This window comes from Hymenobacter rubripertinctus, from assembly GCF_003583925.1.
Taxonomy (GTDB): Bacteria; Bacteroidota; Bacteroidia; order Cytophagales; family Hymenobacteraceae; genus Hymenobacter; species Hymenobacter rubripertinctus.
In genome coordinates this window covers 94,057-119,257 of the sequence record NZ_QYCN01000017.1, presented here as the reverse complement: position 1 = coordinate 119,257, position 25,201 = coordinate 94,057, and the positions used below count along the sequence as shown (strand labels likewise).

Here is a 25,201-nt window from a genome sequence, read left to right as displayed (position 1 = left end):
CCCATGTCCGACTCTAAAACCATCCTGATTGCCGAGGACAGTTCCGTTATTCTGAACTTGACCAAGAAGATTCTGGAGCTCCAGAAATACCGCATCGTGTCGGCCAAAAATGGCGGCGAAGTCATCAAGCAGATCGAAAGCCAGCCCATCGACTGCGTGCTGATGGACATCAATATTCCGGTGAAAGACGGTATGGAGTGCACCCGCGAAATCCGCCGCAACCCCGACCCGCGCATCGCCAAGATTCCCGTTATTGCCATCACCGGCAATGCTAACAACTACTCCATGGAGCAGTTTCGCGAGGCCGGCGTAACGGACTACCTGCCCAAACCACTCGACTTTGATGCCCTGGTGCGCGTGGTGAAACAGTACGTAGGGTAAGAAAAGAAGCTAGGAGTTAGGAGCTAGGAGTTGGAATACTCGCCGGCCCTCTTCTGGCTGCTAACTCCTGGCTCCTAACTCCTAGCTTCTGTTGATGCAAGTTACTTTTCTGGGGACGGGCACCTCGCAGGGGGTCCCCGTGATTGGGTGCGCCTGCGCCGTGTGCCGCTCCGTTGACTACCGCGACAAGCGGCTGCGCGTATCGGTGCACTTGCAGGTGCGGGGCAAGAGCATCGTTATCGACTCGGGACCCGATTTTCGCCAGCAGGCCCTGCGCGAGCAGATCAACCACCTCGATGCCCTCGTGTTCACCCACGAGCACAAGGACCACACCGGGGGCCTCGACGACATCCGGGCCTACAACTTCCGCCAGCAGCAGGACATGCCCCTGCACGCCGAACCCCGGGTGCTGGCCCAGCTGAAGCAGGAGTACGCCTACATTTTTGCCGAGCATAAATACCCGGGCATTCCGCAGGTAAAGCTCCACCCGATTCTCAACGACCAGGATGTTTTTCAGGTGGAAGGCGTCGGGTTTCAACCCATCCGGGCCCTGCACTACAAGCTGCCGGTGCTGGGCTTCCGGGTGGGCAACTTCACCTACCTGACTGATGCCAACCACCTCGGCCCCGAGGCCCTGGAGCAGATGCGCGGCTCGGAGGTGATTGTGCTCAATGCCCTGCGCCACGAAAAGCACATTTCCCACTTCACCCTGCGGGAAGCCGTGGATATTCTGGAGGACCTGGCCCCCACCCGCGCCTACCTCACCCACATCAGCCACCAGCTGGGCCGCCACCGCGAAGTGGAAGCCCAGCTGCCCGACTTCATCCGCCTCGCCTACGACGGCCTGCGGATCAGCTGTTAGCTGTTAGCTGTTAGCTGTTAGCTGTTAGCTGAGTAAACGACCCTGGTCCGAGTCTGAAGCGCATTTCGAAAATACAATACCAATAAGGCCCTGAAAACATGAACGTTATCCGGCTCGAAGACAAGTTTGCGCAGTTCACCGACCAGTGGAACCCGCGCATTATAGGGGAACTCAACGACCAGCACATCAAAATCGCCCGCGTGCAGGGCGAGTTTATCTGGCACAACCACGCCCGCGAAGACGAGCTGTTCATGGTAGTGAAGGGCCGGCTGCTGATTGATTTCCGCGACGGCACAACGGCCGAAATCAACCCCGGCGAGCTGCTGGTGGTGCCCCGCGGCACCGACCACCGCCCCCACAGCGTGGGCGAAACCTGGATTATGATGATTGAGCCCCGCACCACCGTGAATACCGGGGACGTGCAGAGCGAGCGAACCCGCTCCAACCTGGAGCAAATTTAGTCCCGCACCAGGGCCTTGCTAGGGCCTTTCTACCCGCAGGCTGATGGTAAAGTCCTGCTTTTGCGGATTGTCCTGCTTGGCGGCATCGAAACTCCAGTTCCGGTAATACACTACGTAGCGGCGGCCGTTGGCCCGCACGCCGGCCGTATCAATCCAGGCAGGACGCATATCCCGGGAAAAATCCCGGGGCAGCTTGAGTTGTTGGGTACTACCGTCGGCGGCGGTAATGGCTAGGGTGGGGGCGGCAAAATCCGGGAGAAGGCAGTTGGTATTTTTCGGGCAGATGCTGAATTGCAGGTCTTCCACCAGCACCGTCAGCTCCGGTGCCTGGGCCGTGGGCAGGGTGGCCTGCTGGCGGTAGTGCAGGGCAAAATCCTGGCTGAAGCCGGCGGCAATGGCGGCCGGAGCAGCGTCGTCCTTGTCGGAGTTGTGGCAGGCGGCCAGGGCCGGGAGCAGCGCGGCGGCCAGTAGGTAATGCTTCATAAAGGGTAAAAGGATAACGGAGATGAAAAGGTGAGCTGGTGGCAGCCAGCTTCTGCCTTCCTGGAGTCCGGCAGCGGCGCGAAGGTTGCACGCGCTGCCGCCTATCCGCCCGGTTCCTGCGTTCTTTGTGGCTTCGCCCCGAATAGACGTTCCGTTTCTCCCACCGCTTTTCCGCCCGCCCATGCCCGCCAACTACTACTTCCTGCGTCAGCTGGCCCCCGCCCTCACCCGCCAGCTGGCCGGCTACCGGGTGGCCAGCTGCTTCACCCAGGATAAGGACGAGTTGGTGATCGGGCTGACCAACGAAGCGGCCGAAGAGTTCTGGCTGAAAGTTACGCTGGCGGCGGCCGGTACGCTGCTGGCTTTGCCCGAAACCTTCCACCGCGCCCGCCAGAATTCGGTGGACCTGCTGGTCGGGCTGCTGGGCCAGGAAGTGACGCTGGTGAAGGCCTGGCCCCAGGACCGGGTGCTGCACTTCTGCTTCCGCAGCGGGGCCTCGCTGGTGTTCAAACTCTACAGCACCCGCCCCAACGCCATTTTCCGGCCCTGGCCCACGGCGGCGGCCGAGCTGTTCCATCAGCGCTACCTCGCCGATGCCGACCTGCAACCCACCCCGCCCCCCGATCCGGCCCCCACCCCCGCAACGGCCCCCGCAACGGCCCCCACCAAAGCCTACCCCGGCCTCGGCGACCTGGGCCTGGCCTACCTGCGTGCCCAGGGCTACGAGGCGGCCCCAGCGGCCGCGCAGCAACAACTGGTTAACCGGGTGGTAGCGGAGCTGGAGCAGCCGGCCGCCTTTTACATCACCCGGCTGGCCGGCCGCACCCGCCTAAGCCTGCTGCCGGTGGGCGAAATGGAGCAAACCCTGCCCGCCGACGACCCCATTGGGGCGCTGCGCCGCTACAGCCCGCTGCTGCTCAACCGCCAGGCCTACGAAACCGAGCTGCGGCAGGTGCGCCAGCAGCTGGAAAAACGGGCCGACGAAGCCGCTACCGCCGCCCAGCACGTGCGCCGCCGCCTGCACACGCTGGAAAACACGGCCGGCTACCGCCAGACCGCCGACCTTATCATGGCCCACCTGACCCAGATTGCGCCCGGCGCGACGGAGGTGGAAGTCGTGGATTTTTACCAGGACAGCCAACCGCGCCTCATCAAGCTCAAGCCCACCGAAACGCCCCAGCGCACGGCTCAGAACCTGTACCGCAAGGCCAAAAACCAGCAGCGCGAAACCCAGGAGCTGGCCGCCCGCGCCGACCGCCGCGAAGCCGACGCCTTCCGGGCCCTGGAGCAGCTGGAGGAGCTGGCCGCCCTGCCCCCCGACGAGCTGCGCCCCCTGCGCCAGTGGCGCAGGCAGCACGGCCTCGATGCGGCCACGGCCGCCAAAGCCGCTGCCACGGAGCTGCCCTTCAAGGTGTTTGAAGACAGCGGCTTCACGATTCTGGTGGGCCGCAATGCCCAGAACAACGATTTGCTCACCCAACGCTACGCCCACAAAGACGACCTCTGGCTCCACGCCAAGGACGTGACGGGCTCGCACGTGGTTATCCGCCAGCGGCCGGGGCACACGGTGCCCGCGCCGGTACTGGAGCGCGCCGCCCAGCTGGCCGCCTGGTACTCGCGCCGCAAAAACGATTCGCTCTGCCCCGTTACCTACACGCCCAAAAAATTCGTGCGCAAGCCCCGGGGCGCTAAACCCGGCCAGGTGGCCGTGGAGCGCGAAAACGTGCTGCTGGTCGTGCCGGCCAACCCGTTCGAGCGAGAGTAGGTGGCGTACAACCAGCAGCCCGGCAACGCCTGGCTTATCTATAGTTATAGTACAATTTCAGTCAGTCAATGAATGTGCTTTGGCATATTTCCCGGCTCGTATAGTCCCTCCTGGCGCAGGATTTTTCTTGCCCTTCCCGCGCAGTTCCTTACCAATTTATCACTAACAATCAACCGATTAACGTCCAACGTTTCTGTTCTTGTTTGCTTAAGGTACAGTATCCGTCCTAAGCTTATACTATTCAAATATAATGTTTGACTTATAGGACAAGTATTCAATAAATCCCAAATAACCAATATCATTGCAGGGCCGATCCTCCTTTTTGAGTGAGGATTAGCCAGCCGCTCCACTTCCTTACCTCTTTATATGAAAACAACTTTTTATTCCCTCCGGGGACGGGCAGCGCGTACCCGTCCCATCTGGCACCTGGTTTTGGCTTTGAGTGCCGTTCTCACTTTCTCTACCGCCGTTCGGGCGCAGTTTCCCCGGGTCGAGTCGTTCAAGAACTCCACGACCGCCGGTGTGGGGTTCCGCCTGGGGGGCAACCCCAACCCGGCCGTGCTGACGGCAACCACCGGCACGGATGCCAACGGCTCCGGCTACCTGCGTCTGACGGATAATACCACCAACCAGGCCGGGTTTGCCATCGACAACGCCTCCTTCCCGGCTCCTTCCGGTTTCAGCATTTCGTTTGAGTTCTTCTCCTACGGCGGCACCGGGGCCGACGGGTTCTCCGTTTTCCTGATTGACGCCGACAGAACGTCGGCGGCCACCTTTACCAGCGGGGCCTCCGGGGGGTCGTTGGGGTATGCCCAGAAGACCATTGCTCCCCTCAGCAACGGGGTGCCCAACGGCTATATCGGCATTGGCATTGATGAGTTTGGCAACTACGCGGCCCCCACCGAGGGCCGCGTGGGGGGGCCGGGCGTGCGGCCGGATGCCGTTTCGCTGCGCGGCCCCGGCAACGGCAACAGCACCACCGACTATCCGTTTGTGGCCGGCGGCACCACATTGCCCTTCAGCCTGGATGTGGCCACCGCCCGCGCCCAGGCAGGAACGCCCGATTTCCGGCGGGCCTACATCTACGTGATTCCGCAGCCTGATGGTACCTACCAGATTACGGTTCGCATCCAGAGCGGCAACTCGGTTACTACCACCATCGAGCGGGTGCGCGTGGCTACGCCGCCCCAGAATCTGCGCATCGGCTTTGCCGGTTCCAGCGGGGGCAGCACCAACTTCCACGAAATCCGCAACCTGGCCATCATTCAGGCCCCCGTGGCCAACGACGACGTGGCGGGCACGGTGTACGGGGTGCCGGTTTCGCTCAACATCCTCAGCAACGACGTAGCCCAAGGCAGCAACCTCAACCCGGCCGCCATCGACCTGGACCCCACCAGCACGGCCCTCGACAACTCGCTCACCGTGGCCGGCAAGGGTACGTTTACGCGCGACGCCAACGGGGTGGTCACGTTTACGCCCCTGGCAACTTTCGCCGGCGTGGTCACCATTCCCTACACCGTGGCCTCGGTGCTCGGCGACCTGTCGAACCCGGCTAACATCACCATCATTGTGAAGGGAGCCGACGTGGCCACGAGCGTGAGCGGACCGACAGCGGCCAGCCCGGGCTCGGCGGTTACCTACACCGTTACGACCAGCAACCTGGGCACGGAAACGGGCAACAACCTCGTACCCAGCATTCAACTGCCCGCCAACCTGACGGGCGTAGTCGTGTCCGGCGGCAGCTATGCGCCCGGCTCCGGCCTGGTCACGTTTGCTACCGTCGCCAGCCTGGCCCCCGGTGCGCCGGCCATCGTGAACACGGTGAAATTTACGGCCCCGGCCGCTGGCTCCGTAACGGGCACGGCGGGCGTTTCGCTCAGCACCCCCGACCCGGTGCTGAACAACAACACGGCCGCCATTACGACGGTAGTGCAGGGCAATGCCAACGTGGCCACCTCGTGTGCTACGCCCGGCAAGGATGGGCCGAAAGCCCTGACCAGCACTTCCGCAGCGCCCAACACCTATTTCCCGGGCGGGGCCACCACGGCCATGAGCACGACCAGCATTGCGGTGGGCGCGGCCCTGGGTTCCACGGCCATCGAAGCCGGCGACCTGGTCATGCTTATCCAGATGCAGGGGGCCGACCTCAATATTACCAACTCAACCAGCTACGGGGCCGGCACTGCCACCAGCAGCGGCAACCTCGCGGGTGCCACGTTCACGGCCGGCTACTACGAGTACGCCATTGCCACCAACAGCGTGCCCCTCAGCGGGGGCACGCTCACGGTAGCCAAGCCCCTGAGCCGCATCTATGAGCGCGTTGGCTTCGCTGATGCCACCAACCCCACCGGCCAGCGCCGCTTCCAGGTGGTGCGGGTGCCCCAGTACGCGTCGCTGACGGTGACGGGCACGGTAACCGGAACCGCCTGGAACGGCGAAACCGGCGGCATCCTGGCCCTCGACGTGGCGGGCCAGACCACCTTCGCCGGCAATGGCCGCCTGGACATGAGCGGCAAAGGCTTCCGCGGCGGCGGCGCCCGGCAGTACATGGGCGGTGGTTCGGGCTACGGCACCAACGATTTCCGCAACGTGGCCAGCACTACCACCGCAGGCATGCACGGCGCGAAAGGCGAAGGCTGGGCCGGCACGCCCCGCTTCGTCTGGAACGGCACCAGCGTAACGGATACCGGCGTGGAAGGCTACCGCAATGGCAGCGTGGGCCTGGGCGCGCCCGGCAACGCCGGCGGCGGGGCCACGGATAACCAGACGACCAGCAACACCGGCAACGCCGGGGGCGGCGGTGGCGGCAACGCGGCGGCCGGCGGCCGGGGCGGCTACAACCGCAACGCCAACTCGGGCACCCAGGCGGCGGGCGGGGCCAGTATTGCCGGCGGCATCAGCCGCTGGTTTATGGGCGGCGGCGGCGGCGCGGGCTCTACCGAGCAACCCGGCAGCCAGAGCAGCGGCGGCGTGGGTGGCGGCATTGTGGTGCTGCGCACGGGCCTGCTCAGCGGCTCCGGCCAGCTGCGCGCCGATGGTAGCGGGGCTCCTACGGCCGGCTTAGCCACTGCCTATACCAATGGGGGCGGCGGCGGCGGCGCGGGCGGCACGGTGGTGCTGCTGGCCAGCAACACGTCGGGCTTCGCGGGCATAACGCTGAGCGCGGCCGGCGGCGACGGCGGCAACGCGCGCACGGGCAGCAACGGTGATGATTGTGGCCCCGGCGGCGGGGGCGGCGGGGGCTTCGTTTTCGCCAGCAGCGGCAGCGGCACCGAGGGGGTTGCCGGCGGCTCCAACGGCGTTACGGAACGGGGCCGCGCCGCCGACACCAACTCCGCTACGGCGGGCACCAGCGGCACCAGCGTAGTCAACGCCACCGATCCGAGTGTGCTGATCAGTGGGGCCAGCGGCTGCCTGCCCTCCCTGTCGGTGGCGCTGGCTACCTCCACGCCCAACGTGCAGCGCACCGGCGGCCCCGGCAGCAGCGTGAACCCGGCCACCTTCACGCTCACCGTTTCCAATACCGGCGGCCGGGCCGATAACGTCTCCATCCTCACGGCCCTGGCCAACAACATTATCGGGTACGACGACACGTTCACGCCCGTGATGGTGCTGCAAAGAGCCGACGGCAGTACCAGCTCCCTCACAACCACCCGGCCCGGCCGGGGGGTTAGTCAGCCGCAGTTCGGTGATGCCAACCTGAGCATTCCCGCCGGGGCCACGCTCTCCATCACGTTCCGGGCCACTATTGAAGCCTCGGCCCAGGACAACTTCGCTTACCAGGCCAACGCCACGGTAAGCTACAGCGACCCGTTCCGGACTACCGGCAACGGTACGGTTTCGCCGGGGGCCAACTACGCCAACGATGCGGCCATGGGCACGGCCGGCGGCAGCAACTACTCCGCCTCTTCTTCAACCAGCGAAGACGTGACCATCACCCGGCCCCTGCCCGTGACGCTCACCGCCTTCCAGGTGAAGGCCGCCGGCCAGGACGCGGTGCTTGGCTGGACGACCGCCGCCGAACTCCACAACGACCGGTTCGAGGTGGAACGCAGCCTGAACGGCGTCGATTTTGAGGTGATTGGCTCCCAGCGGGGCCAGGGCACCAGCAGCAGCGCCGCTACCTACCGCTTCGTGGATGCCGGCGCAGCCCGCCTGAGCTCGCGCCTGCTCTACTACCGCCTGCACCAGATCGACCACGACGGCACCGGCACCTACACCAGCGTCCGGACGGTGCAGTTCGAGCGCGCCCGGGCGGCGGGGCTCTACCCCAACCCCCAGCAGGGCCGCTTCACGCTGGATCTGCTGGCCCTGCCCGCCGGTTCGTATCAGGTAGACATCCTGGACCTGGCCGGCCGCCGCGTACTGCGCACCCAACTCAACGGCGGTCAGGAACACACCCTACTGGTGTCCGATCTGCCGATGGGCTCCTACCTCGTGCGCATCAGCGGCCAGTCGGTGAGCATCGCCCTCCCGATGACGCGCAACTAAGCCGCGCCCCCAGGCAACTCGAACAGCCGCTGCACCGGGTGCAGCGGCTGTTTTTTTTGCGCGGCCAGCCCATGTAGTCCCCGCCCTGCCCCGCCGCCCTACGCCCGGGTTGCGCCACCACCACATACAGCCGCCGGGCAGTCCCCTCCCCCAACAACCCACTGCCGACGGTACCCAGGTACTGAAGCTGTTTAGAAATCCGGTGGCAGACACGTAAGTTGCACCAGGTAGGCACACCAAGCCAAAGACGGGAGTCTGCCTACCAATCTGGTAGGCAAATGAAACAAATGACAGAAATCCGCCTACCTAATTGGTAGGCAGGCTAAGCAAAAGGTGGGAGTCTGCCTACCTACTTTCCTACTTCGGGCTACGAGCCCGGAGCTACCCTTTATTTTAGACTGAATTCAGTGGCTACTACTCCTTCCCCTTCCGGCTTCACGACGGCCATACGGGCCTATTTCGGTCTGTCGCAGCGCCAGCTGGCCCGCTACCTGCGGGTGTCGTACGGGTTTGTGACCCACCTGGAGGCCGGGCGCAAGGAGCTGCCCCTGGCCCTGGTCACGCGGCTGCTTTACCTGCTTCAGCAGTTGCCGCCCCTGCTGGGCCAGGGGGTGCCCGCACCCGCCGCGCCCGGGTTCTACGATCCGCTGGCTCCCCTGCCCCCGCCCGAACCGGGGCTGGCCGGGGCGGAGCAGCCCGGCCCCGTGCCTCCCGACCCCGACCCGCTCCGCCGCCGCCTGCGCGACACGCGCCTGCGGCTGCTGGTGCAGGGCCAGCAGCTGGCCCTGTTCCAGCGCCGGGCGGCGGCCCTGGCCCACCGGCACCAGGCCCTGGCCCGGCTGCAAGCCGCTGCCCCGCCCCCCGACCCTACCGAAGCCGCCCACTATGCCCACTGGCTGGCCGGCCTGGCCGCCGACCTGACCTGCGACGAGCCCAACCCCGCCGCCACGGCCGCCGCCCGCCTGCTGCTGGTAGCCCGGATAGCGGGCCTCCGCGCCGAAGTAGCCACCCTGACGGCCGCAGCATCTGCCTGAGCCGGACAGTGGCTTTTATGTACAGGTCTTACGCACCGGCTGTTTTTCTTAGCCCCGGCGGGGCGACACCGTAGCAGAACGGCCCGCTGGGATGTCGCCCCGCCGGGGCTTTACCCGACCATAGGCGTGCGTAAGCCCTGATCTATTTACCTGCTCCTGCCCCACGCGCAACGGCCCCGGCAGCAAGTGCTACCGGGGCCGCCAAGTGTTCGGAGCGTGCACAAAATCCGTGCAATCCGGGCTAATCCGTGCTAATCCGTGCGCTAGCGCAGGGGGCCTTTCATGCCCATCATGCGGGCCATTTGCTGCATACCGCCCTTGGTGCTGCTCATCTTGTTCATGGTGCGCATCACTTTACGCATGTCTTCGAACTGCTTCATCAGCGCGTTTACCTGCTGGATGTCGGTGCCGGAGCCCAGGGCCAGGCGGCGGCGGCGGGAGCCGTTGAGCAGCTCGGGCTGGGCCCGCTCCTGGGGCGTCATGCTCTTGATGATGGCCTCGATGGGCTTGAAGGCATTGTCGTCGATTTCCACGTCTTTCATGGCCTTGCCCATGCCCGGAATCATGCCCACCAGGTCCTTCAGGTTGCCCATCTTCTTGATCTGGTCGAGCTGGGAGAGGAAGTCGTCGAAGTTGAACTGGTTCTTGCGGATCTTCTGGTTGATGCGCTTGGCCTCCTCCTCGTCGAACTGCATCTGCGCCCGCTCAACCAGCGAAATAACGTCGCCCATGCCCAGGATGCGCTGGGCCATGCGGTCGGGATAGAACAGGTCGAGGGCTTCCATCTTCTCGCCCGTCGAGATGAACTTGATGGGCTTTTCCACCACAGCCCGGATGCTCAGGGCCGCGCCACCGCGCGAATCGCCGTCGAGCTTGGTAAGCACCACGCCGTCGAAGTTGAGGCGGTCGTTGAAGGTTTTGGCCGTGTTCACCGCGTCCTGGCCCGTCATGGAGTCCACCACGAACAGGGTTTCGCTCGGGTTGACGGCCCGCTTCACCTGCTCAATTTCGGCCATCATCTGCTCATCCACGGCCAGGCGGCCGGCGGTATCGATGATGACGACCTTCTTGTTGTTTTTGCGGGCAAACTCCACGGCGTTGCGCGAAATGTCCACCGGGTTCTTGTTCTCCGGCTCCGAGTACACGTCTACGCCCACCTGCTCGGCCAGCACCTTGAGCTGGTCGATGGCGGCGGGGCGGTACACGTCGCAGGCCACCAGCAGCACCTGGCGGCCCTGCTTTTTGAGGTGGGCGGCCAGCTTGCCGGCGAAGGTGGTTTTGCCCGAACCCTGGAGGCCGGAGAGCAGAATCACGGCCGGCTCGCCCTTCACCTGAATGTCCTGCTTTTCGCCGCCCATGAGCTGGGTGAGCTCATCGTAAACGATTTTGGTCATCAGCTGGCCCGGCGACACGGCCACCAGCACGTCGCGGCCCATGGCCTCGTCCTTGATTTTGTCGGTGACTTCCTTGGCCACCTTGTAGTTCACGTCGGCGTCCACCAGGGCGCGGCGGATTTCCTTCACCGTAGCGGCGACGTTGATTTCGGTGATGCTGCCCTGGCCTTTAAGGGTTTTAAAGGCTTTGTCGAGCTTGGTGGAGAGGTTATCGAACATGAATCGCTGATTGGCGCTGATTTACTTGGTTTCGCTGATTTCGGGCCGCTTGAACGGGCTACGAAGCTTTTTTCAGCACGATGGCTTCCAGCACTTCGAGCCGGCGAAGCACGTCGGCCCGGGAGTTGGGTATGGGGGCTGCCGCATCCTGCCCACTTACCCGAATTTGCTGACCGGCTCCGGCCAACACCTGCGGCGGGCGCTGGTTGGCGGCAGCTGATGATTGCAACGGAGCAGAGGAGTCAGGAAGCATGGGGAGTTATCGAAAGCAGAATCCGATTCAGCCTCCAAAAGTAACCAGAAAAGACCAAAAGCCCGAAAGGCTGCCAGCGCGTACCTTCGCCGCTCTGTTATTTCCCCGTTCCGTGCCCGAACCTACTGCCCGTCCGCTCCGCCTGCTCGTTATTACCTACTACTGGCCGCCTTCGGGCGGGGCGGGAGTGCAGCGCAGCCTCAAGTTCGTGAAGTACCTGCCCCAGTGCGGGGTGGAGCCCACCGTGATTACCGTGGACCCGGGCCGGGCCGCTTACCCGGTCCTGGATGAGAGCCTGGCCGCCGACGTGCCAGCGGGCGTGCGCGTTATCCGCACCGATACGTTCGAGCCCTTTGACAGCTATAAGAAGCTCACGGGCCGCCGGCAGGTGCCCTACGGCGGGTTTGTGGGTGAGAGTAAAACGAGCAGGGTGCAGCAGCTGTTCAAGTTCGTGCGCGGCAACCTGTTCATTCCCGATGCCCGCCGGGGCTGGAACCGCTACGTGCTGGAAGCCGTGGCCGAACTGCTGGCGGCCGGCGAGCAGTTCGATGCCGTGCTTACCAGCTCGCCCCCCCACTCCAGCCAGCTCATCGGCCTGGAGCTCAAAAAACGGTTCGGCCTGCGCTGGCTGGCCGATCTGCGCGACCCCTGGACCGATATTTACTACTACCCCGAGCTCAACCACACGCCCCCGGCCCGCTGGCTTGATGCCCGCTACGAGCGCCAGGTGCTGGAGCAGGCCGACGCCGTGCTGGTGACCAGCGCCCACACCAAGCGCCTGTTCCTGGAGAAATCGGCCCGCATCAACCCCAAAAACATCCACGTGCTGCCCAACGGCTACGACGAGGACGATTTCCGGGAGCTGAGCCAGCCCCCGCAGCATGAGCTGCTCATCACCCACGCCGGCACCATTTCCGAAACCTACCGCATCGACCAGCTGCTGAGGGCCGCCGCCGAGTGCGCCCGCCGCCATCCCGACGTGCCGCTGCGCCTGCGCTTCGTGGGCAAGGTATCGGAGGGCATCCGGCGGCAGGTGCGGGAGGCGGGCCTGGAGGAGCGCACCGAGTTCGTGCCCTTCGTGCCCCACGACGAGTCGGTGGGCTACCTGCTGCAAAGCACGGCCCTGCTGCTGGCCCTGCCCGACGTGGCCAACAACCGGGGTATCCTGCCGGGCAAGGTGTTCGAGTACCTGGCCGCCAGCAAGCCCATCCTCTGCGTAGGCCCCATCGGCTCGGATGCCGACCTGCTGCTGCGCGAAACCGGGGCCGGCCGCACCCTGCCCCCCGACGCCTACGCCGACCTGCTCGACGCCTTCGAGGGCCTGGTGGGCCGCTGGCGCATCAACCCCAACCTGGACCTGCCCGGCCCCCGCCCCGCCCGCTACTCCCGCCGCGCCCTAACCGAACGGCTGGCGGAGTTGGTGGAGGTGAGTGAGTAGTGAGTAGTGAGTAGTGAGTAGTGAGTAAGGTATCCTGTCATTCCGACGCAGGAGGAATCTGACTCACGCCGTTGAGCAAGCATGTGCAACGGGTCGCGCCAGATTCCTCCTGCGTCGGAATGACAGTTCTTGTTTTACCGGCCCAACAGCCCACGCAGCTTGGCGGGCACGAGGCTCACGGCGCGGGCTTTTAGATCCGTCCAGGGGGAGTGGGCCAGCTGCTGGCCCTGCCACTGGCTGATGGCCTGGGCCAGGCGCTGGGCCAGGGTGCGGTAGTGCGGGCGGTGGTAGTGGCGCAGGTTATTGGTCACGTCGGCGGGAGTTCGCACGAAGTCGCGCACGTCGACCAGGAAACAGTTTTCGGTGGCAGCTACAAATTCGGCCAGGGCCTGGTTCATCGTTTCGTGGCGCTGCCGGGCTCCGGTTTCGCCGGAGCCCGGCACCTCGATTTCGGCCCCGTTGAGCAGGAAAATGGGCACGGCAGCCGGCACTTGAGCGCGAAGCCAGATCAGATTTCCCTTGAACTCGGCTGCCGAAATCGGGCCTTCGTGCGCAAAATCGACTGCGAACCGGCGCAGAAAATCTTCATCTAGCCCTTGAAAACGGCGCTTGGCGTAGCTGGCGGCCAGGGCGGCGGGCTCCTGGGCGGTCAGGTCCTGGTAGGCCCCGAAGGGCACGCGGCGGCCGGTGGCGCGCTCCCGGTACAGGGGCTGGGTGTAGTCCATGAGGGGGCTGTACACCAGCACGTCGTAATCGGGCTGCCAGAGGCGGGTGTCGAAGGCTTCGCGGCCCAGGAAAGGCAGGTCGGCGGCCAGGCGCTGCTGCTCGGCGGCCGGCCACTCGCGGGTGGCGCGCAGCAGCCCGGTGTGCTCCAAATGTACCGGAATCTGGTGCTCGTTGTTGAAGTTGAACTCCTCGGTTACCGCCAAATCGAAGGCCTCCAGAAAGGGCGTGAGCTGGCCCAGGTCGCAGCCGCCTTTCAGCAGCACCCGCCGCCGGGAGCCGGCCGCTGGAGCGGCGGTGGGCGGCGGCGCGGCCGGAGTCGTTTGCACGGTAATCCAGGCGGGTTTTTCGGTGGCGTTGAGCTCGGTGGCGACTTCGCCCTGCACTTCCAGCGCCGGGAAACCCAGGTGGGCGTAGGTGAACTGCTCAATGCCCAGGTGCAGGATGCGGCAGGAAAACACGAGCTGCTCCAGGCGGTTTTCGGCTTCGTTCAGGCAGTAGATGCCCACCAGGCCGTAGTCGCCGAACCGGTCCCGGACGCGCACGGTGCCCCAGCGGCGGGCGGCGGCGCGCAGGCTGGCTTCCAGTTCGGGCTTACTCACGCGGCGCTTGGTGAAGTTGAGCTGGTTGGAGCGGTTGATGAGTTCTTCCAGCCGGTCGAGGTCGGGCAGCACGGCTGCTCCTTCCCGGAACTCAATCTGCACCCGGGCGTCGCGCAGGAAGGCCAGGTTGTCGTTGTAGCCGGTGCGGGCCTGCTGCTGGCGCTCCAGCAGCTTGTACTGCTCCAGGCGCGAAAACGTGGGGTCGGGCTTGCCGCCGGCCCGCAGCAGCGGGGCCAGGTGGGGCAACTCCTGGGGGTCGGCCGCTTGCAGCCCGGGGTTGTAGAACAGGGCCTCGGCGCGGTTGATGGGGTTGTCGTCGAGGAACAGGGCGTTGGGCGCGCGCAGTTGCATTTGGGCCAGCAGCTGCCGGATAATCGGCCCCTTGGGCTGCCAGCTGATTTGGGGGAACACGAACAGCTCCCAGATACCCAGCTCCCGCAGCTTGGCTTCGGCCGGGGCGAAGTCGTTCTTGCTGACGATGGTGTGCACGAGGCCCCGGGCGGCCGTATCGCGCACGAGTTGCAGGTTTTCGGGTACCGCCGCCACCGCGCCCTCCGAGAGTGTGCCGCGCCAGAACGTGTCGTCGAGGTCCCAGATGACGAGTTTGACGGGGGAATCAGTTGCTAAGGTCATCTGGTGAGTTGTCAGTTGCTAGTTGTCAGTTGTCAGTTGTCAGCTATCTGATTCGTCAAAGTTACGACGAAGCATTCACCGCACTCTTTCCTAAACAACCGGCAACTGAACACTGACAACTGACAACTGAACACTGAACACTGACAACTGGCAACTGACAACTGAACACTGGCAACTGAACACTGGCAACTGAACACTGGCAACTGACAACTGAACACTGGCAACTGATTCCAGAATGCCTACTTTTGCCCTCCCTGCCCGCGTGCCACTATTTTGGTCACCGCATTACCTCACTTCCACACATGGCCCTCGACCTCAATCATAAATCCATCCTGGTAACCGGCGGCACGGGCTCGTTCGGCAAAAAGTTCGTCGAAACGGTTTTTAAGCTCTATCCGCAGGTGAAACGCCTGGTGGTGTACTCCCGCGACGAGCTCAAGCAGTTCGAAATGTCGCAGACATTTCCCGCCAGCGAGTACCCGGCCATCCGCTACTTTATTGGCGATGTGCGCGACGGCGACCGGCTGAAACGGGCCTGCGAGGGCATCGACATCATCGTGCACGCCGCCGCTCTCAAGCAGGTGCCCGCCGCCGAGTACAACCCGATGGAGTGCATCAAAACCAACATTTTCGGGGCCGAAAACGTGATTAACGCCGCCCTCGACTGCGGGGTGAAGGACGTGGTGGCCCTGAGCACCGACAAGGCCGCCGCCCCCATCAACCTGTACGGGGCCACCAAGCTCTGCTCCGATAAGCTGTTTGTGGCCGCCAACAACATGAAGGGCTCCCGCGATTTGCGCTTTTCGGTGGTGCGCTACGGCAACGTCATCGGCTCGCGGGGCTCCGTGGTGCCGTTTTTCATGCAGCGCCGCCAGTCGGGCGTGCTGCCCATCACCCACCCCGATATGACGCGCTTCCACATTTCCCTCGATGAGGGCGTGGATCTGGTGCTGTATGCGCTGGAAAACAGCTGGGGCGGCGAAATCTTCGTACCCAAAATTCCGAGCTACAAAATTACGGAAGTGGCCCGCGCCATCGGCCCCGACTGCCGCCAGGAAATTGTGGGCATCCGGCCGGGCGAGAAGTTGCACGAGGAAATGATAACCGAAACCGACGCTCTGAGCACCGTGGAGCTGGCTAAGTACTACGTTATTCTGCCCTTCACGCCCCGCTGGGACGTGGACGAGTTCATCCGCCACTTTGGGGGCCGCCGCGTGGAAGCCGGCTTTCACTACGACTCCAGCAACAACACCGACTGGCTTTCCGCCGAGCAGATTCAGGAGGAAATCCGCCAGCACGTGGATGCTCAGTTCGAGGTCTGAATCAGGCTGATTTGCCAAAGCAAAGGCCGTTGCCCCGAACCGGGCAACGGCCTTTGCTTTGACGAGCCGGGCGGCGCTATTGCGGGCTGCTGGCGTTGTTCGGCAGGCCCACCTGGCAGAGCCGGCCGTTGAGGGGCAGCACGTCCAGCTGAAACCCGCAGGCGGCCCCCAGCGCGTTGGGCGCGGCAATAACGCTGAGGTAGGCCCGGTTGTACTGGGCGACGTAGATCCTGCCGTCGGGGCCTCGTTGCAGAGCCCCGGCGTAGCCGGAGGTAATGCCGACTTCGACCCGGCTGGCCGCAATAGCGGCGGCCGAGCCCGCTTGCAGATTGAACTGGTACACCCGGAAGCCGTCCAGGTCGGTGCCGTAGAGGCGGGAGCCATCGGGCGAGAACTCCACCCCGTAGCTGCGGTAGATGCTGGGCAGCAGCACGCAGTTGCTCAGCCGGCCGGTGGCGTTATCAAAATCGAAGAGCTCAAAATCCTCATCCCGAATGCCCAGGGCTATTTTCCGGCCATCGGCCGAAGCCTTCATATAGCCCACGGCGTTGGCATTGTGCAGGGCTCCGCCGCCCCCGGCATGCACTGAGCCCACGGCGGACATAACGGGCACGGACGCAAGGCCGGCGGCCGTCACGAGGTAGGCGTAAAACCGGTCCGATTTCCAGCCATGTACCAGCACCCAACTGTCGCGGCCGTTGGCGTGGGGCACCACGGTGAGCTTTTCCGTTACCCGGCCGGTGTCCACCGGCTGCGCCCGGCGGCTCACCGCGCCCAGGCCGCCTTCGGCCCGCATGTCCACGCTGGAATACCGCAGTCCGCCGGCCAGCTGCGCGTCGCAGGCATCCACCGTGAACACGTAGTACTGGCGCAGGCGGCCCGGCTGGCGCAGGATAACGGCTCCCTGGGTACCCGTTGAATGCCCCCCCAGCAAGGTGCCGTTGGGCATGAGCTGGTGCTGGCGGTTCCACACCGCTTCGCTGTTGGTATAGAAGAGCAGGTTGCCCAGGCTATCGGAAACGGCGGCGCAGGCCTCATAGGTATTCATGGCGCTATTGGTCAGCACCGTGGGCTGGCCCCCGGCAAAGGAAAGGCCCGCATTGTTGCCAAAGTACCAGTTCTGCGCCTCGGGCTGGGCCGTTGCCCCTACCGCGTGCAGCAACAGCACAAGCAGCAACAGGATTCGGTAGGGCATGAATTCAGGGCGAACTGGGAGACGGACGAGGCAGCGGCCCGCGCGGAGGCAGGGCAGCCATACCCGATGAGGAGGTAAAATAACACTAAACCCGGCAGACTTACCAAACATCCGCCAGTCAAACGAAACGCTACCGGCCCCGGTTTACCAGCCAAAGCAACCAGAAATGCGTCCCGTATCTTTACGTCCCGTAAACCCGCTCCTCCCGATGTCCTTTCCCCATCCCATTCCCTACGGCCGCCAGCAGATTACGGCCGCCGATATAGCCGCCGTTACGGAGGCCCTCCAGGCCGACTACCTCACCCAGGGTCCCAAGGTGGCCGAGTTTGAGCAGAAGTTTGCCGAGTATGTGGGCGCGCAGTACGCCGTGGCCGTGAGCAACGGCACGGCGGCCCTGCACCTGTGCACGCTGGCCCTGCACGTGCAGCCGGGCCAGCGGGTTATCACCACGCCCATCACCTTCGTGGCCTCGGCCAACTGCGTGCGCTACTGCGGGGGCGAAGTGCATTTTGCCGACATCGACCCGGATACGGCCCTCATCGACCTGCACGCCGTGCGCCGCCTGCTGGAAACCCACCCCGCCGGCTACTTCCACGGCCTGATTCCGGTGGATTTTGGCGGGCTGGCCGTGGATATGGAGGCGGCCCGCCAGCTCTGCGACGAGTTCGGACTCTGGCTGATTGAGGACAGCTGCCACGCGCCCGGGGGCTCGTTTATGGATAGCGCGGGCCGGGAGCAGCGCTGCGGCAGCGGGCAGTTTGCCGATCTGGCCATCTTCAGCTTCCACCCCGTGAAACACATTGCCACCGGCGAGGGCGGCATGATTACCACCAACCGCGCCGACCTCTACCAGGCGCTGCTGCTGCTGCGCACCCACGGCATCAGCCGCGACCCGGACCTGCTGGAGCGCCACGACGGCGGCTGGTACATGGAAATGCAGGAGCTGGGCTACAATTACCGGATGCCCGACATTCTCTGCGCCCTCGGCATCAGTCAGCTCACGCAGGCCCCCGCCGGCCTGCTACGCCGCCGCGCCCTGGCCGCCCGCTACGATGCGGCCTTTGCCGGGCTGCCCGCCGTGCGGCCCCTGGCCGGCGCGCCCGGCCACGCCTACCACCTCTACGTGGTGCGCGTACCCGACCGCAAGGGCCTCTACGATTTCCTGCGCAGCCGCCAGATTTTCGCCCAGGTCCACTACATTCCGGTGCACACCATGCCCTACTACCAGAACCTGGGTTGGAAACCGGGGGATTTTCCGCAGGCCGAAGCTTACTACGCCGAGTGCCTGAGCCTGCCCCTGTTCCCGGGCCTGACCGATGCCGAGCAGGACTACGTGCTGGCCAGCGTGCGGGAGTTTGTAACGGGCAACCTGGCGTGAGCAGCGGCATCATCACCCAGGCGCGCATGGGCAGCACCCGCCTGCCGGGCAAAGTGCTGCTGACGGCCGGCGGCACTACTATGCTCGATTACCACCTGCGCCGCCTGCGCGCCAGCGGGCTGCCGGTGTACCTGGCTACCACCACTTTGCCCGAGGACGATGTACTGGCCGACTACGCCCGCCAGCGCGGGCTGCCCTGCTTCCGGGGCAGCTCCGACGACGTGCTGAGCCGCTACGCCGCCACGGCCCGGCAGTTCGGCCTGACCACCATCGTGCGCGTCACCTCCGACTGCCCCCTGCTTGACGGGGAGCTCATTGGCCGGGCCGTGGCCGATTACGAGCAGGCCGCCAACCCCCGCCTCTACCTCTCCAACGGCCTGGTGCGCACCTACCCGCGGGGCCTCGATTTCGAGGTGTTTTCGGCCGAGCTGCTGGCCGAGGCCCACGCCCACGCCACCAGCGCCTCGGACCGCGAGCACGTGACGCCCTACCTCCACCAGAACCGCTCGGGCCGGGTGGAGTTCGGCCACGTAACCCGCCCCCGCGACGCCAGCCGCTTCCGCCTGACGCTGGATACGCCCCCCGACCTGGCGCTGCTGCGGGTGCTACTGGAGCAGCACCGGGCAGCCGACTTATCGGCCGAGCAGCTGATTGCCCTACTGGAGGCCCACCCCGAGCTGGTGGCCATCAATGCCGAAATTGAGCAGCAGAAGTACGATTTCACCCACTAAATCCGCCGTGAACTCCGCCGTGCGCATCCTCTTCCGGGCCGATGGCAACACCACTATCGGACTGGGCCACATGGTCCGCTCCCTGGCTTTGGCCGATATGGTGCGGGCGGTAGCGCCCGGCCTGGTGCTGGCCCGCACGCCCCCCGCCGTGGTGCGCGAACTGGTGGCGCAGGCCGGCCTGCCCCTGCTGGAGCTGCCCGAACTTGCCCCAGCGGAGGAAGCCGATTACCTCCTGGCCCGGGTACTGCGCCCCACCGATGTGCTGGTACTCGACGGCTACGGCTTCGATTCCGACTACCGCCGCCGGGTGCGGGCCAGCGGCTGCCGGCTGGTGTGCCTGGATGATTTGCACGCGGGCTTCTTTCCGGCCGACCTGATTATCAACCACTCCCCGGGCGTTACGGCGGCCGACTATCAGGCGGAGCCGACTACCCGGTTCTGCCTCGGGCCGGCCTTTTCGTTGCTGCGGCCGCCGTTTCTGCGCCACGCGGCCTTGCCCCGGCCCGCCGGCCCGGTGGCCTCGGTGCTGGTCTGCTTCGGCGGGGCCGACCCCTTGCAGCTCACGGCCCGGATGCTGGCGGCCCTGCTGGCCCTGGGCAGTCTGGCGCGCATCGGGCTGCTGCTGGGCGGGGCGGCGGCAGCTCCCACGGCCATTCAGGCGCTGCTGGCGGCCCACCCGCAGCAGCAGGTAACGCTGTACCGCAGCTTGTTGGCCGAGGAAATGGTGCCGGTGCTGCTGGGCTACGACGCCGTTATCTGCCCGGCCAGCACCATCCTGATTGAGTCCCTGGTGCTGGGCCGCCCGGTTATTACGGGCTACTACGCCGATAACCAGCGCGCCCTGGCCGCCTACGTGCACGCCCACCAGCAGGCCCATTCGGTGGGCGACTTCGCGGCCTACTCCGACCCGCCGCTGGCCGCCGCCCTGCGTGCCGGGCTCAGCCGCCTGGCAACCCAGCCCCGGCAGCCCTACGCCCAGCAGCTGGCACCCGACGAGCTGCGGGCCCGGTTCCGGGCGCTGCTGCCGGGCGCGTAACCGTACCCGTTGCGCAACGAGCACAGCGCGTATCCCGGGCGTGTGTTCAACGGGGGTACTGGGTCCGCTCGTTGCGCAACGGACTTTCGCGGTACTTCTGCGTTACTTTGCGTTTCCATTGCTGACCCTACTGCTACTCCTATGCTTCCTGCCCCCGACCTGCTGCGCCCCCTGGTAGCCGACGACCTTGAGATGGTGCGGGCATGGCGCAGCTCCGAGGCCGTGGCCCAGTACATGTACAGCGCGGAGCCGATTTCGGCCGAGCAGCAACAGGCCTGGTTTGCGCGCTTGCAGCAGGACCCCACCAAGCAGTACTGGATTATTCTGCACCAGGGCCGGCCGGTGGGCGTGGCCAATCTGTACGCCATTCATACGGCCTTCCGGACCTGCTATTGGGCCTTTTACCTGGCCGAGCAGCAGACCCGGGGCAGCGGCCTGGGGGCCAAAGTGGAGCTGGCCGTGCTGGAACACGTGTTCGGGGAGCTCAAGCTCAACAAGCTATTGTGCGAGGTATTCGTCGACAACGCCAAGGTTATTGCCCTGCACGAGAAGTTTGGGTTCCGGCGCGAATCCTACTTCCGGGAGCACATCTACAAGGACGGCAGCTACCGCGACGTAGTGGGCCTGGCCCTGCTCCGGCGCGAGTGGCTGCCGTTGCAGCCGGGCCTGCGCGCCAAGCTCTACCGCACCCCGGCCGCGTAGCCCCTGCCAACCACTTGCCGGCCCCCGTACTTTTGCTATTGACTCCCGCTCCATGACGATTTCCTTCGGCTCCCGCCTCGTTGGCCCCGAGCAGCCCCCGTTCATCATTGCCGAGCTCAGCGGCAACCACAACCAGGACCTGAGCCGAGGCCTGGCCATCGTGGATGCCGTGGCCGCCGCCGGGGCCCATGCCATCAAGCTCCAGACCTACACCGCCGATACCATGACCCTGCCCGGGGCCCACCGCATCGAGGATGCCAACTCGCTCTGGTATGGCCGGGAGCTGCACGAGCTCTATCAGGAGGCCCACACGCCCTGGGAGTGGCACCAGCCTTTGTTTGCGCGGGCCCGGGAGCACGGCATGCTGGCTTTCAGCTCGCCGTTTGATGAAACCGCCGTCGATTTCCTGGAAACCCTCGACGTGCCGGCCTACAAAATTGCTTCCTTCGAGAATACCGACTGGCCCCTGTTGCGCAAGGTGGCCGCCACCGGCAAACCCGTGATTATGAGCACCGGGGCCAGCACCCTGGCCGAGGTGGCCGAAGCCGTAGAGGTGCTGCGCGAAGCCGGCTGCCGGGAGCTGGTGCTGCTCAAATGCACCAGCACCTACCCCGCCACGCCCCAGAACACCAACCTGCGCACCCTGCCCCACTTCCAGCAGCTCTTCCCCGACACGCTGGTGGGCCTCTCCGACCATACCATGGGCGTGGGCGCGGCCGTGGCCGCCGTGGCCCTGGGTGCCTGCGTAATTGAGAAGCACGTGACCCTGCGTCGCGCCGACGGGGGCGTGGACTCGGCCTTCTCCCTGGAGCCCGAGGAAGTGGCCCTGCTGGTGACGGAAACCGAGCGCGCCTGGCAGGCCCTGGGCCAGGTGCAGTACGGCGTGCAGCGCGCCGAGGAGAAAAGCCGCCTCTACAAACGCAGCCTCTACGTGGCCCGGAACGTGAAAGCCGGCGAAATCTTCACGAAAGAAAATCTGCGCGTAGTACGTCCCGGCGACGGCCTCCCCCCCCGCTACTACGACCAGGTGCTGGGCAAGCCCAGCCGCCAGGATTTATCAGCCGGCACTCCACTCACCTGGGAAGCGCTGTAAAGAATACGGGAAGCAGGTGGAACGTGGACAAGGAAACGTCATTCTGAGCTGGCCGAAGAATCTGGCGTGCTGATGCCTGGATAGTATTGCAACCTCAGCACGCGAGATTCTTCGGCCAGCTCAGAATGACGTTCTCACTGCGCACGCTCCCCGCACGCTTTCTCATTCCGCCTATTCGCAAATGTCCCAACCCGCCGCTAAACACACTTTTCAGGCCGCCCGCCTGCGCGACATCCTGCAACTGCGCTTCACCGACCTGTTTGCCGGCCTGCCCGCCCACACGCTGGAGCCCATTTCGCCGGCCAGCCCCTGGAAAAGGCTGCTGAAAGTGCTGGGCTACGCGGGGCTGCGGCTGGTGGGCAACGTGCTGCGGAAGGTGCGCAACCCCGAGCAGCTGCGCGGCAAGGTGTGGCTCTACGTGGTGAGCCAGAATAACTACGACTCCCTGCACTTTCTGCGCGAAGCCCTGCCCGATTCCGTGCTGGTGGCCGGGCAGAGCAAGCAGATCGGACGCTACAACGGGCAGGTAAACCGCCTCTCCCTGCGCCGCAAGCTGCTCTACTACGGCCAGCTGCCGGCCGTGTACCGGGCGCTGCGGCGCACCGAAGGCAAGCGGGCCGGGCGGTTTTTCGATTTGATTTTCAACGCCCTCGGCTACTACGAGGTGTACCGGCGGGCGTTGCGCCACTACCGGCCCCGGGCCGTGGTACTGGCCAACGACCACAACGACGACGCCCGGGCCCTGCTGCTGGCCTGCCAAACCGAGGGCGTGCCCACGGCCTACGTGCAGCACGCCAGCGTGAGCACCAACTTCCCGCCTTTGGGCTTCGATCTGAGCCTGCTCGAAGGTCAGGACGCCCTGGATAAGTACCGGCAGTGCGGCCCCGTGGCGGGCCGGGTGGCGCTGGTGGGCATGCCCAAGGCCGATGCCTTCCTGGCCCGCCGCAACACCGCGCCCGCCGTGCGCCGCGTGGCCCTGGCCTGCAACACCCTCGACGACACGGCCGCCCTCACTGCCACCCTCGACTACCTGCTACCCGAATTCCCCGCCCTCACCTTCACCTTCCGCCCCCACCCCGGCGACGCCCGCGACTTTTCCTTCCTGGCCGCCCGCCACCCCACGCTGCAATTTTCCGATGCCCGCTGCGAAACCGTGTTCGAGTTCCTGACCGGCCAGGATGCGCTGCTGGCCGCCGACACCAGCACCCACCTCGAAGCCACCCTGCTCAACGTGGCCAGCCTCTACTACCGCTTCGGCACCCACACCGGCCCCGATGACTACTACGGCTACGTAGCCCACAGCTTGGTGGAACGCGCCGATTCGCTGCCGGAGCTGGGCGCGTGGCTACGGCGCTATGAGGCTTGTAAACCGCTCGATTTGTACCAGCGGGCCACGTATTACAACGCTACCCTGGGCACGCCCGAGGAGGGCCACAGCCGGGAGCGGGCGGCGCGGGTGCTGCGGGAGTGGCTGGCGGACCCGGACAGCGCGGCGCGGGCCTAGTTTCCCGCCGAGGCGCGCAGAGGGAGGCGCGGAGGCTCGCTGAGCCGTTCTGCGTTACTTTGCGGCATGCTTCCTCCGCTGCCCGTTACTGCGCCCGTTACTGCGCCCGTTACCGCCGAAGTTCGCCTGGCCTACGTGCTGCGGCATTTCCGGGAGGCGTATGAGGCGGTGCCGCCCGTCAGCATCGGCTATGCCCCGGCCCAGCCCCAGGTAGTAATCCGGGCGGTTGACCACGACTTTTTTGCCACGACCAACCCCTACCCCACCGAACCAAACTGGCGCGAATGGAGCGGGCAACATCTGCCGTTTTTCTTCGATGCGGACCCAGCCTTGCCCTTGCTGGAACTGCTGCCGGGTGGCGGAGCACGCATTAACGCCGATGTGGTTTCGGCGGCTTTTTACCTGCTCAGCGGCTGGCAGGAATTCTTTTCGGATGAGCGCGACCAGCACGGACGTTTTCCGTATTCGGCCAGTGTGCAGCATCGCTACGGCTTCGTAGCGGTGCCGGTGGTAAACTACTACTTCGACGTGCTGAAAACGGCCGTGGAGCACGCAGCCGGCCAGCTTCTGCCCCCGCGCCGCTGGGCCGGCGGGGCCACCTGGGCCGCCTGCATCACCCACGACATCGACAACCTCTACAGCGCCTGGAAAGAGCCCGCCAAAACCGCCCTGCGCAAGGGCCGGCTGCTTAGTTTCGGCCGGCAACTCTGGCAGCACTTCACCCAGAAAGACGCCTGGGACAACCTGGAGCTGGTGCAGCAAACCGTGGCCGAATACGGCGCCAAAAGCACGTTCTTCTTCCTGCCCGAACACCGGAAGGCGGCGAATGGCACCCCGAACGCCGATTATACTTTTGCGTCCGTGCGGCCGCAGATCCGTATCATTCAGAATGCCCAAACGGAGGTCGGCTTACATGGTAGCATTGGCACAGCTTGGGATGGCGGCCAGTTGCGCGAAGAATTCCGACAGCTGCAAGCGGTGGCCCGCGCGGGAGGACTGCGCTTTCACTACCTGAGCTGGGAACCGCGCACCACCCCGGCGCTGCTGGATGAGTTACTATTTGCCTACGATTCTACCCTGGGCTTCGCGGAGCACTACGGCTTCCGCAACTCCTACTGCCTGCCGTTTCAGCCCTTCCACTTTCAGCACGGGGCGGCGGCGGATTTCCTCGAAATTCCGCTCAACGTGATGGATGCCACGCTCCACCACCCCCGGTATCTGCAACTGGCGTCCGAAGAAATCCTGCCGGCCCTGTTGCCCATGTTTCGGGAAATCGAGCGGTTCGGGGGCGTGTGCACGGTGCTCTGGCACAACGAGAACTTCGCCCCCGCCAACCAGCGCAACGGCCCCCGGGAGTTGCGCGTCCTCCTGGAGTATCTTCGCGAGCGTAACGTGGCCTTCGGCACCTGCCAGGATATCTGGACGCAGACGAATAATCTGTTATCCTGAGCGGAGCGAAGGATCTTATCACGTCTGAGCTGTATTGATCAGCTTCGTTCTG

The 25,201-nt window shown here is 65.1% G+C and carries 20 protein-coding genes; 15 read left to right on the top strand and 5 right to left on the bottom strand.

The genetic code is table 11. From position 1 onward, the window contains the following. The first annotated feature begins 3 nt into the window (after positions 1–3). The 3 genes from D0T11_RS12810 to D0T11_RS12800 all read left to right on the top strand — a co-directional run bounded on the left by D0T11_RS12810 (position 4) and on the right by D0T11_RS12800 (position 1,704). The gene (locus tag D0T11_RS12810; RefSeq protein ID WP_119656179.1) at positions 4–381 is read left to right on the top strand and encodes a response regulator; all 378 of its coding nucleotides are present in this window, start codon (positions 4–6) and stop codon (positions 379–381) included. Positions 382–475: 94 nt separating this feature from the next. After that, positions 476–1,243, top strand: a complete 768-nt coding sequence (locus D0T11_RS12805) for an MBL fold metallo-hydrolase (protein WP_119656178.1) — start codon at positions 476–478, stop codon at positions 1,241–1,243. Between the two features lie 98 nt (positions 1,244–1,341). Beyond that, the gene (locus D0T11_RS12800) at positions 1,342–1,704 is read left to right on the top strand and encodes a cupin domain-containing protein (protein WP_119656177.1); all 363 of its coding nucleotides are present in this window, start codon (positions 1,342–1,344) and stop codon (positions 1,702–1,704) included. A gap of 18 nt (positions 1,705–1,722) precedes the next feature. On the opposite strand, the gene D0T11_RS12795 is transcribed toward D0T11_RS12800, so the two are convergent. Continuing rightward, positions 1,723–2,187, bottom strand: a complete 465-nt coding sequence (locus tag D0T11_RS12795) for a hypothetical protein (protein WP_119656176.1) — start codon at positions 2,185–2,187, stop codon at positions 1,723–1,725. Positions 2,188–2,368: 181 nt separating this feature from the next. On the opposite strand from D0T11_RS12795, the gene D0T11_RS12790 reads away from it, so the two are divergent. The 3 genes from D0T11_RS12790 to D0T11_RS12780 all read left to right on the top strand — a co-directional run bounded on the left by D0T11_RS12790 (position 2,369) and on the right by D0T11_RS12780 (position 9,477). Then, positions 2,369–3,952, top strand: coding sequence for an NFACT RNA binding domain-containing protein (locus D0T11_RS12790; protein WP_119656175.1), 1,584 nt, complete (start codon positions 2,369–2,371; stop codon positions 3,950–3,952). Between the two features lie 438 nt (positions 3,953–4,390). Beyond that, the gene (locus D0T11_RS12785) at positions 4,391–8,443 is read left to right on the top strand and encodes a T9SS type A sorting domain-containing protein (protein ID WP_182888385.1); all 4,053 of its coding nucleotides are present in this window, start codon (positions 4,391–4,393) and stop codon (positions 8,441–8,443) included. A 407-nt stretch (positions 8,444–8,850) separates the two neighbouring features. Further along, complete coding sequence (locus tag D0T11_RS12780; RefSeq protein WP_119656173.1) at positions 8,851–9,477, top strand: helix-turn-helix domain-containing protein; 627 nt, start codon at positions 8,851–8,853, stop codon at positions 9,475–9,477. Between the two features lie 263 nt (positions 9,478–9,740). On the opposite strand, the gene ffh is transcribed toward D0T11_RS12780, so the two are convergent. Together ffh and D0T11_RS22125 are read right to left on the bottom strand one after the other, a co-directional pair. Beyond that, positions 9,741–11,090, bottom strand: a complete 1,350-nt coding sequence (gene ffh / locus D0T11_RS12775) for a signal recognition particle protein (protein ID WP_119656172.1) — start codon at positions 11,088–11,090, stop codon at positions 9,741–9,743. A 58-nt stretch (positions 11,091–11,148) separates the two neighbouring features. Beyond that, the gene (locus D0T11_RS22125; protein WP_147374641.1) at positions 11,149–11,343 is read right to left on the bottom strand and encodes a hypothetical protein; all 195 of its coding nucleotides are present in this window, start codon (positions 11,341–11,343) and stop codon (positions 11,149–11,151) included. A gap of 112 nt (positions 11,344–11,455) precedes the next feature. Between D0T11_RS22125 and D0T11_RS12770 the strand changes: the two genes are divergently transcribed. After that, the gene (locus D0T11_RS12770; protein ID WP_245990840.1) at positions 11,456–12,781 is read left to right on the top strand and encodes a glycosyltransferase family 4 protein; all 1,326 of its coding nucleotides are present in this window, start codon (positions 11,456–11,458) and stop codon (positions 12,779–12,781) included. A gap of 134 nt (positions 12,782–12,915) precedes the next feature. Here the strand turns inward: D0T11_RS12770 and D0T11_RS12765 are convergent, their stop codons facing one another. Continuing rightward, on the bottom strand, positions 12,916–14,739 hold the full coding sequence (locus D0T11_RS12765) for a hypothetical protein (protein WP_119656171.1): 1,824 nt from the start codon (positions 14,737–14,739) through the stop codon (positions 12,916–12,918). A 302-nt stretch (positions 14,740–15,041) separates the two neighbouring features. Between D0T11_RS12765 and pseB the strand changes: the two genes are divergently transcribed. Further along, positions 15,042–16,061, top strand: a complete 1,020-nt coding sequence (pseB, locus tag D0T11_RS12755; protein ID WP_119656169.1) for a UDP-N-acetylglucosamine 4,6-dehydratase (inverting) — start codon at positions 15,042–15,044, stop codon at positions 16,059–16,061. A gap of 76 nt (positions 16,062–16,137) precedes the next feature. Here pseB and D0T11_RS12750 read toward each other — a convergent pair whose 3' ends face one another. Further along, the gene (locus D0T11_RS12750) at positions 16,138–17,256 is read right to left on the bottom strand and encodes an SMP-30/gluconolactonase/LRE family protein (RefSeq protein WP_119656168.1); all 1,119 of its coding nucleotides are present in this window, start codon (positions 17,254–17,256) and stop codon (positions 16,138–16,140) included. A 208-nt stretch (positions 17,257–17,464) separates the two neighbouring features. Here D0T11_RS12750 and pseC point away from each other — a divergent pair, with 208 nt between their 5' ends. The 7 genes from pseC (at position 17,465) to D0T11_RS12715 (ending at position 25,149) form a co-directional block, all read left to right on the top strand. After that, the gene (gene pseC / locus D0T11_RS12745; protein ID WP_119656167.1) at positions 17,465–18,634 is read left to right on the top strand and encodes a UDP-4-amino-4,6-dideoxy-N-acetyl-beta-L-altrosamine transaminase; all 1,170 of its coding nucleotides are present in this window, start codon (positions 17,465–17,467) and stop codon (positions 18,632–18,634) included. Continuing rightward, on the top strand, positions 18,631–19,365 hold the full coding sequence (locus D0T11_RS12740) for a cytidylyltransferase domain-containing protein (protein ID WP_119656166.1): 735 nt from the start codon (positions 18,631–18,633) through the stop codon (positions 19,363–19,365). The genes pseC and D0T11_RS12740 overlap by 4 nt, the downstream gene beginning before the upstream one ends. A 7-nt stretch (positions 19,366–19,372) precedes the next feature. Then, entirely contained in the window at positions 19,373–20,401 is a 1,029-nt protein-coding gene (gene pseG / locus D0T11_RS12735; protein ID WP_182888384.1) for a UDP-2,4-diacetamido-2,4,6-trideoxy-beta-L-altropyranose hydrolase, read from the top strand. A 141-nt stretch (positions 20,402–20,542) separates the two neighbouring features. Further along, positions 20,543–21,103 carry a UDP-4-amino-4,6-dideoxy-N-acetyl-beta-L-altrosamine N-acetyltransferase gene (gene pseH, locus D0T11_RS12730; RefSeq protein WP_119656164.1) on the top strand — a complete coding sequence of 187 codons (561 nt, stop codon included), beginning with the start codon at positions 20,543–20,545 and terminating at the stop codon, positions 21,101–21,103. A gap of 52 nt (positions 21,104–21,155) precedes the next feature. Next, positions 21,156–22,196: a pseudaminic acid synthase gene (gene pseI / locus D0T11_RS12725; protein ID WP_119656163.1), complete on the top strand. Its 1,041-nt coding sequence runs from the start codon at positions 21,156–21,158 to the stop codon at positions 22,194–22,196. A 181-nt stretch (positions 22,197–22,377) separates the two neighbouring features. Then, a complete protein-coding gene (locus D0T11_RS12720) occupies positions 22,378–23,700 on the top strand; it encodes a glycosyltransferase family protein (RefSeq protein ID WP_245990839.1) in 1,323 nt (440 codons plus the stop codon). A gap of 66 nt (positions 23,701–23,766) precedes the next feature. Beyond that, positions 23,767–25,149, top strand: coding sequence for a DUF7033 domain-containing protein (locus D0T11_RS12715; RefSeq protein WP_119656162.1), 1,383 nt, complete (start codon positions 23,767–23,769; stop codon positions 25,147–25,149). Positions 25,150–25,201 lie beyond the last annotated feature (52 nt).

Excerpts from the sequence above, each read along its gene's own strand:
- D0T11_RS12790 (WP_119656175.1), top strand. The coding sequence starts at position 2,369 with ATGCCCGCCAACTACTACTTCCTGCGTCAGCTGGCCCCCGCCCTCACC.
- D0T11_RS12750 (WP_119656168.1), bottom strand. The coding sequence starts at position 17,256 with ATGCCCTACCGAATCCTGTTGCTGCTTGTGCTGTTGCTGCACGCGGTA.
- ffh (WP_119656172.1), bottom strand. The coding sequence starts at position 11,090 with ATGTTCGATAACCTCTCCACCAAGCTCGACAAAGCCTTTAAAACCCTT.
- D0T11_RS12805 (WP_119656178.1), top strand. The coding sequence starts at position 476 with ATGCAAGTTACTTTTCTGGGGACGGGCACCTCGCAGGGGGTCCCCGTG.
- D0T11_RS12715 (WP_119656162.1), top strand. The coding sequence starts at position 23,767 with ATGCTTCCTCCGCTGCCCGTTACTGCGCCCGTTACTGCGCCCGTTACC.
- D0T11_RS12720 (WP_245990839.1), top strand. The coding sequence starts at position 22,378 with ATGTCCCAACCCGCCGCTAAACACACTTTTCAGGCCGCCCGCCTGCGC.
- pseI (WP_119656163.1), top strand. The coding sequence starts at position 21,156 with ATGACGATTTCCTTCGGCTCCCGCCTCGTTGGCCCCGAGCAGCCCCCG.
- D0T11_RS12765 (WP_119656171.1), bottom strand. The coding sequence starts at position 14,739 with ATGACCTTAGCAACTGATTCCCCCGTCAAACTCGTCATCTGGGACCTC.
- D0T11_RS12795 (WP_119656176.1), bottom strand. The coding sequence starts at position 2,187 with ATGAAGCATTACCTACTGGCCGCCGCGCTGCTCCCGGCCCTGGCCGCC.
- D0T11_RS22125 (WP_147374641.1), bottom strand. The coding sequence starts at position 11,343 with ATGCTTCCTGACTCCTCTGCTCCGTTGCAATCATCAGCTGCCGCCAAC.
- pseH (WP_119656164.1), top strand. The coding sequence starts at position 20,543 with ATGCTTCCTGCCCCCGACCTGCTGCGCCCCCTGGTAGCCGACGACCTT.
- D0T11_RS12810 (WP_119656179.1), top strand. The coding sequence starts at position 4 with ATGTCCGACTCTAAAACCATCCTGATTGCCGAGGACAGTTCCGTTATT.
- pseC (WP_119656167.1), top strand. The coding sequence starts at position 17,465 with ATGTCCTTTCCCCATCCCATTCCCTACGGCCGCCAGCAGATTACGGCC.
- pseB (WP_119656169.1), top strand. The coding sequence starts at position 15,042 with ATGGCCCTCGACCTCAATCATAAATCCATCCTGGTAACCGGCGGCACG.
- D0T11_RS12800 (WP_119656177.1), top strand. The coding sequence starts at position 1,342 with ATGAACGTTATCCGGCTCGAAGACAAGTTTGCGCAGTTCACCGACCAG.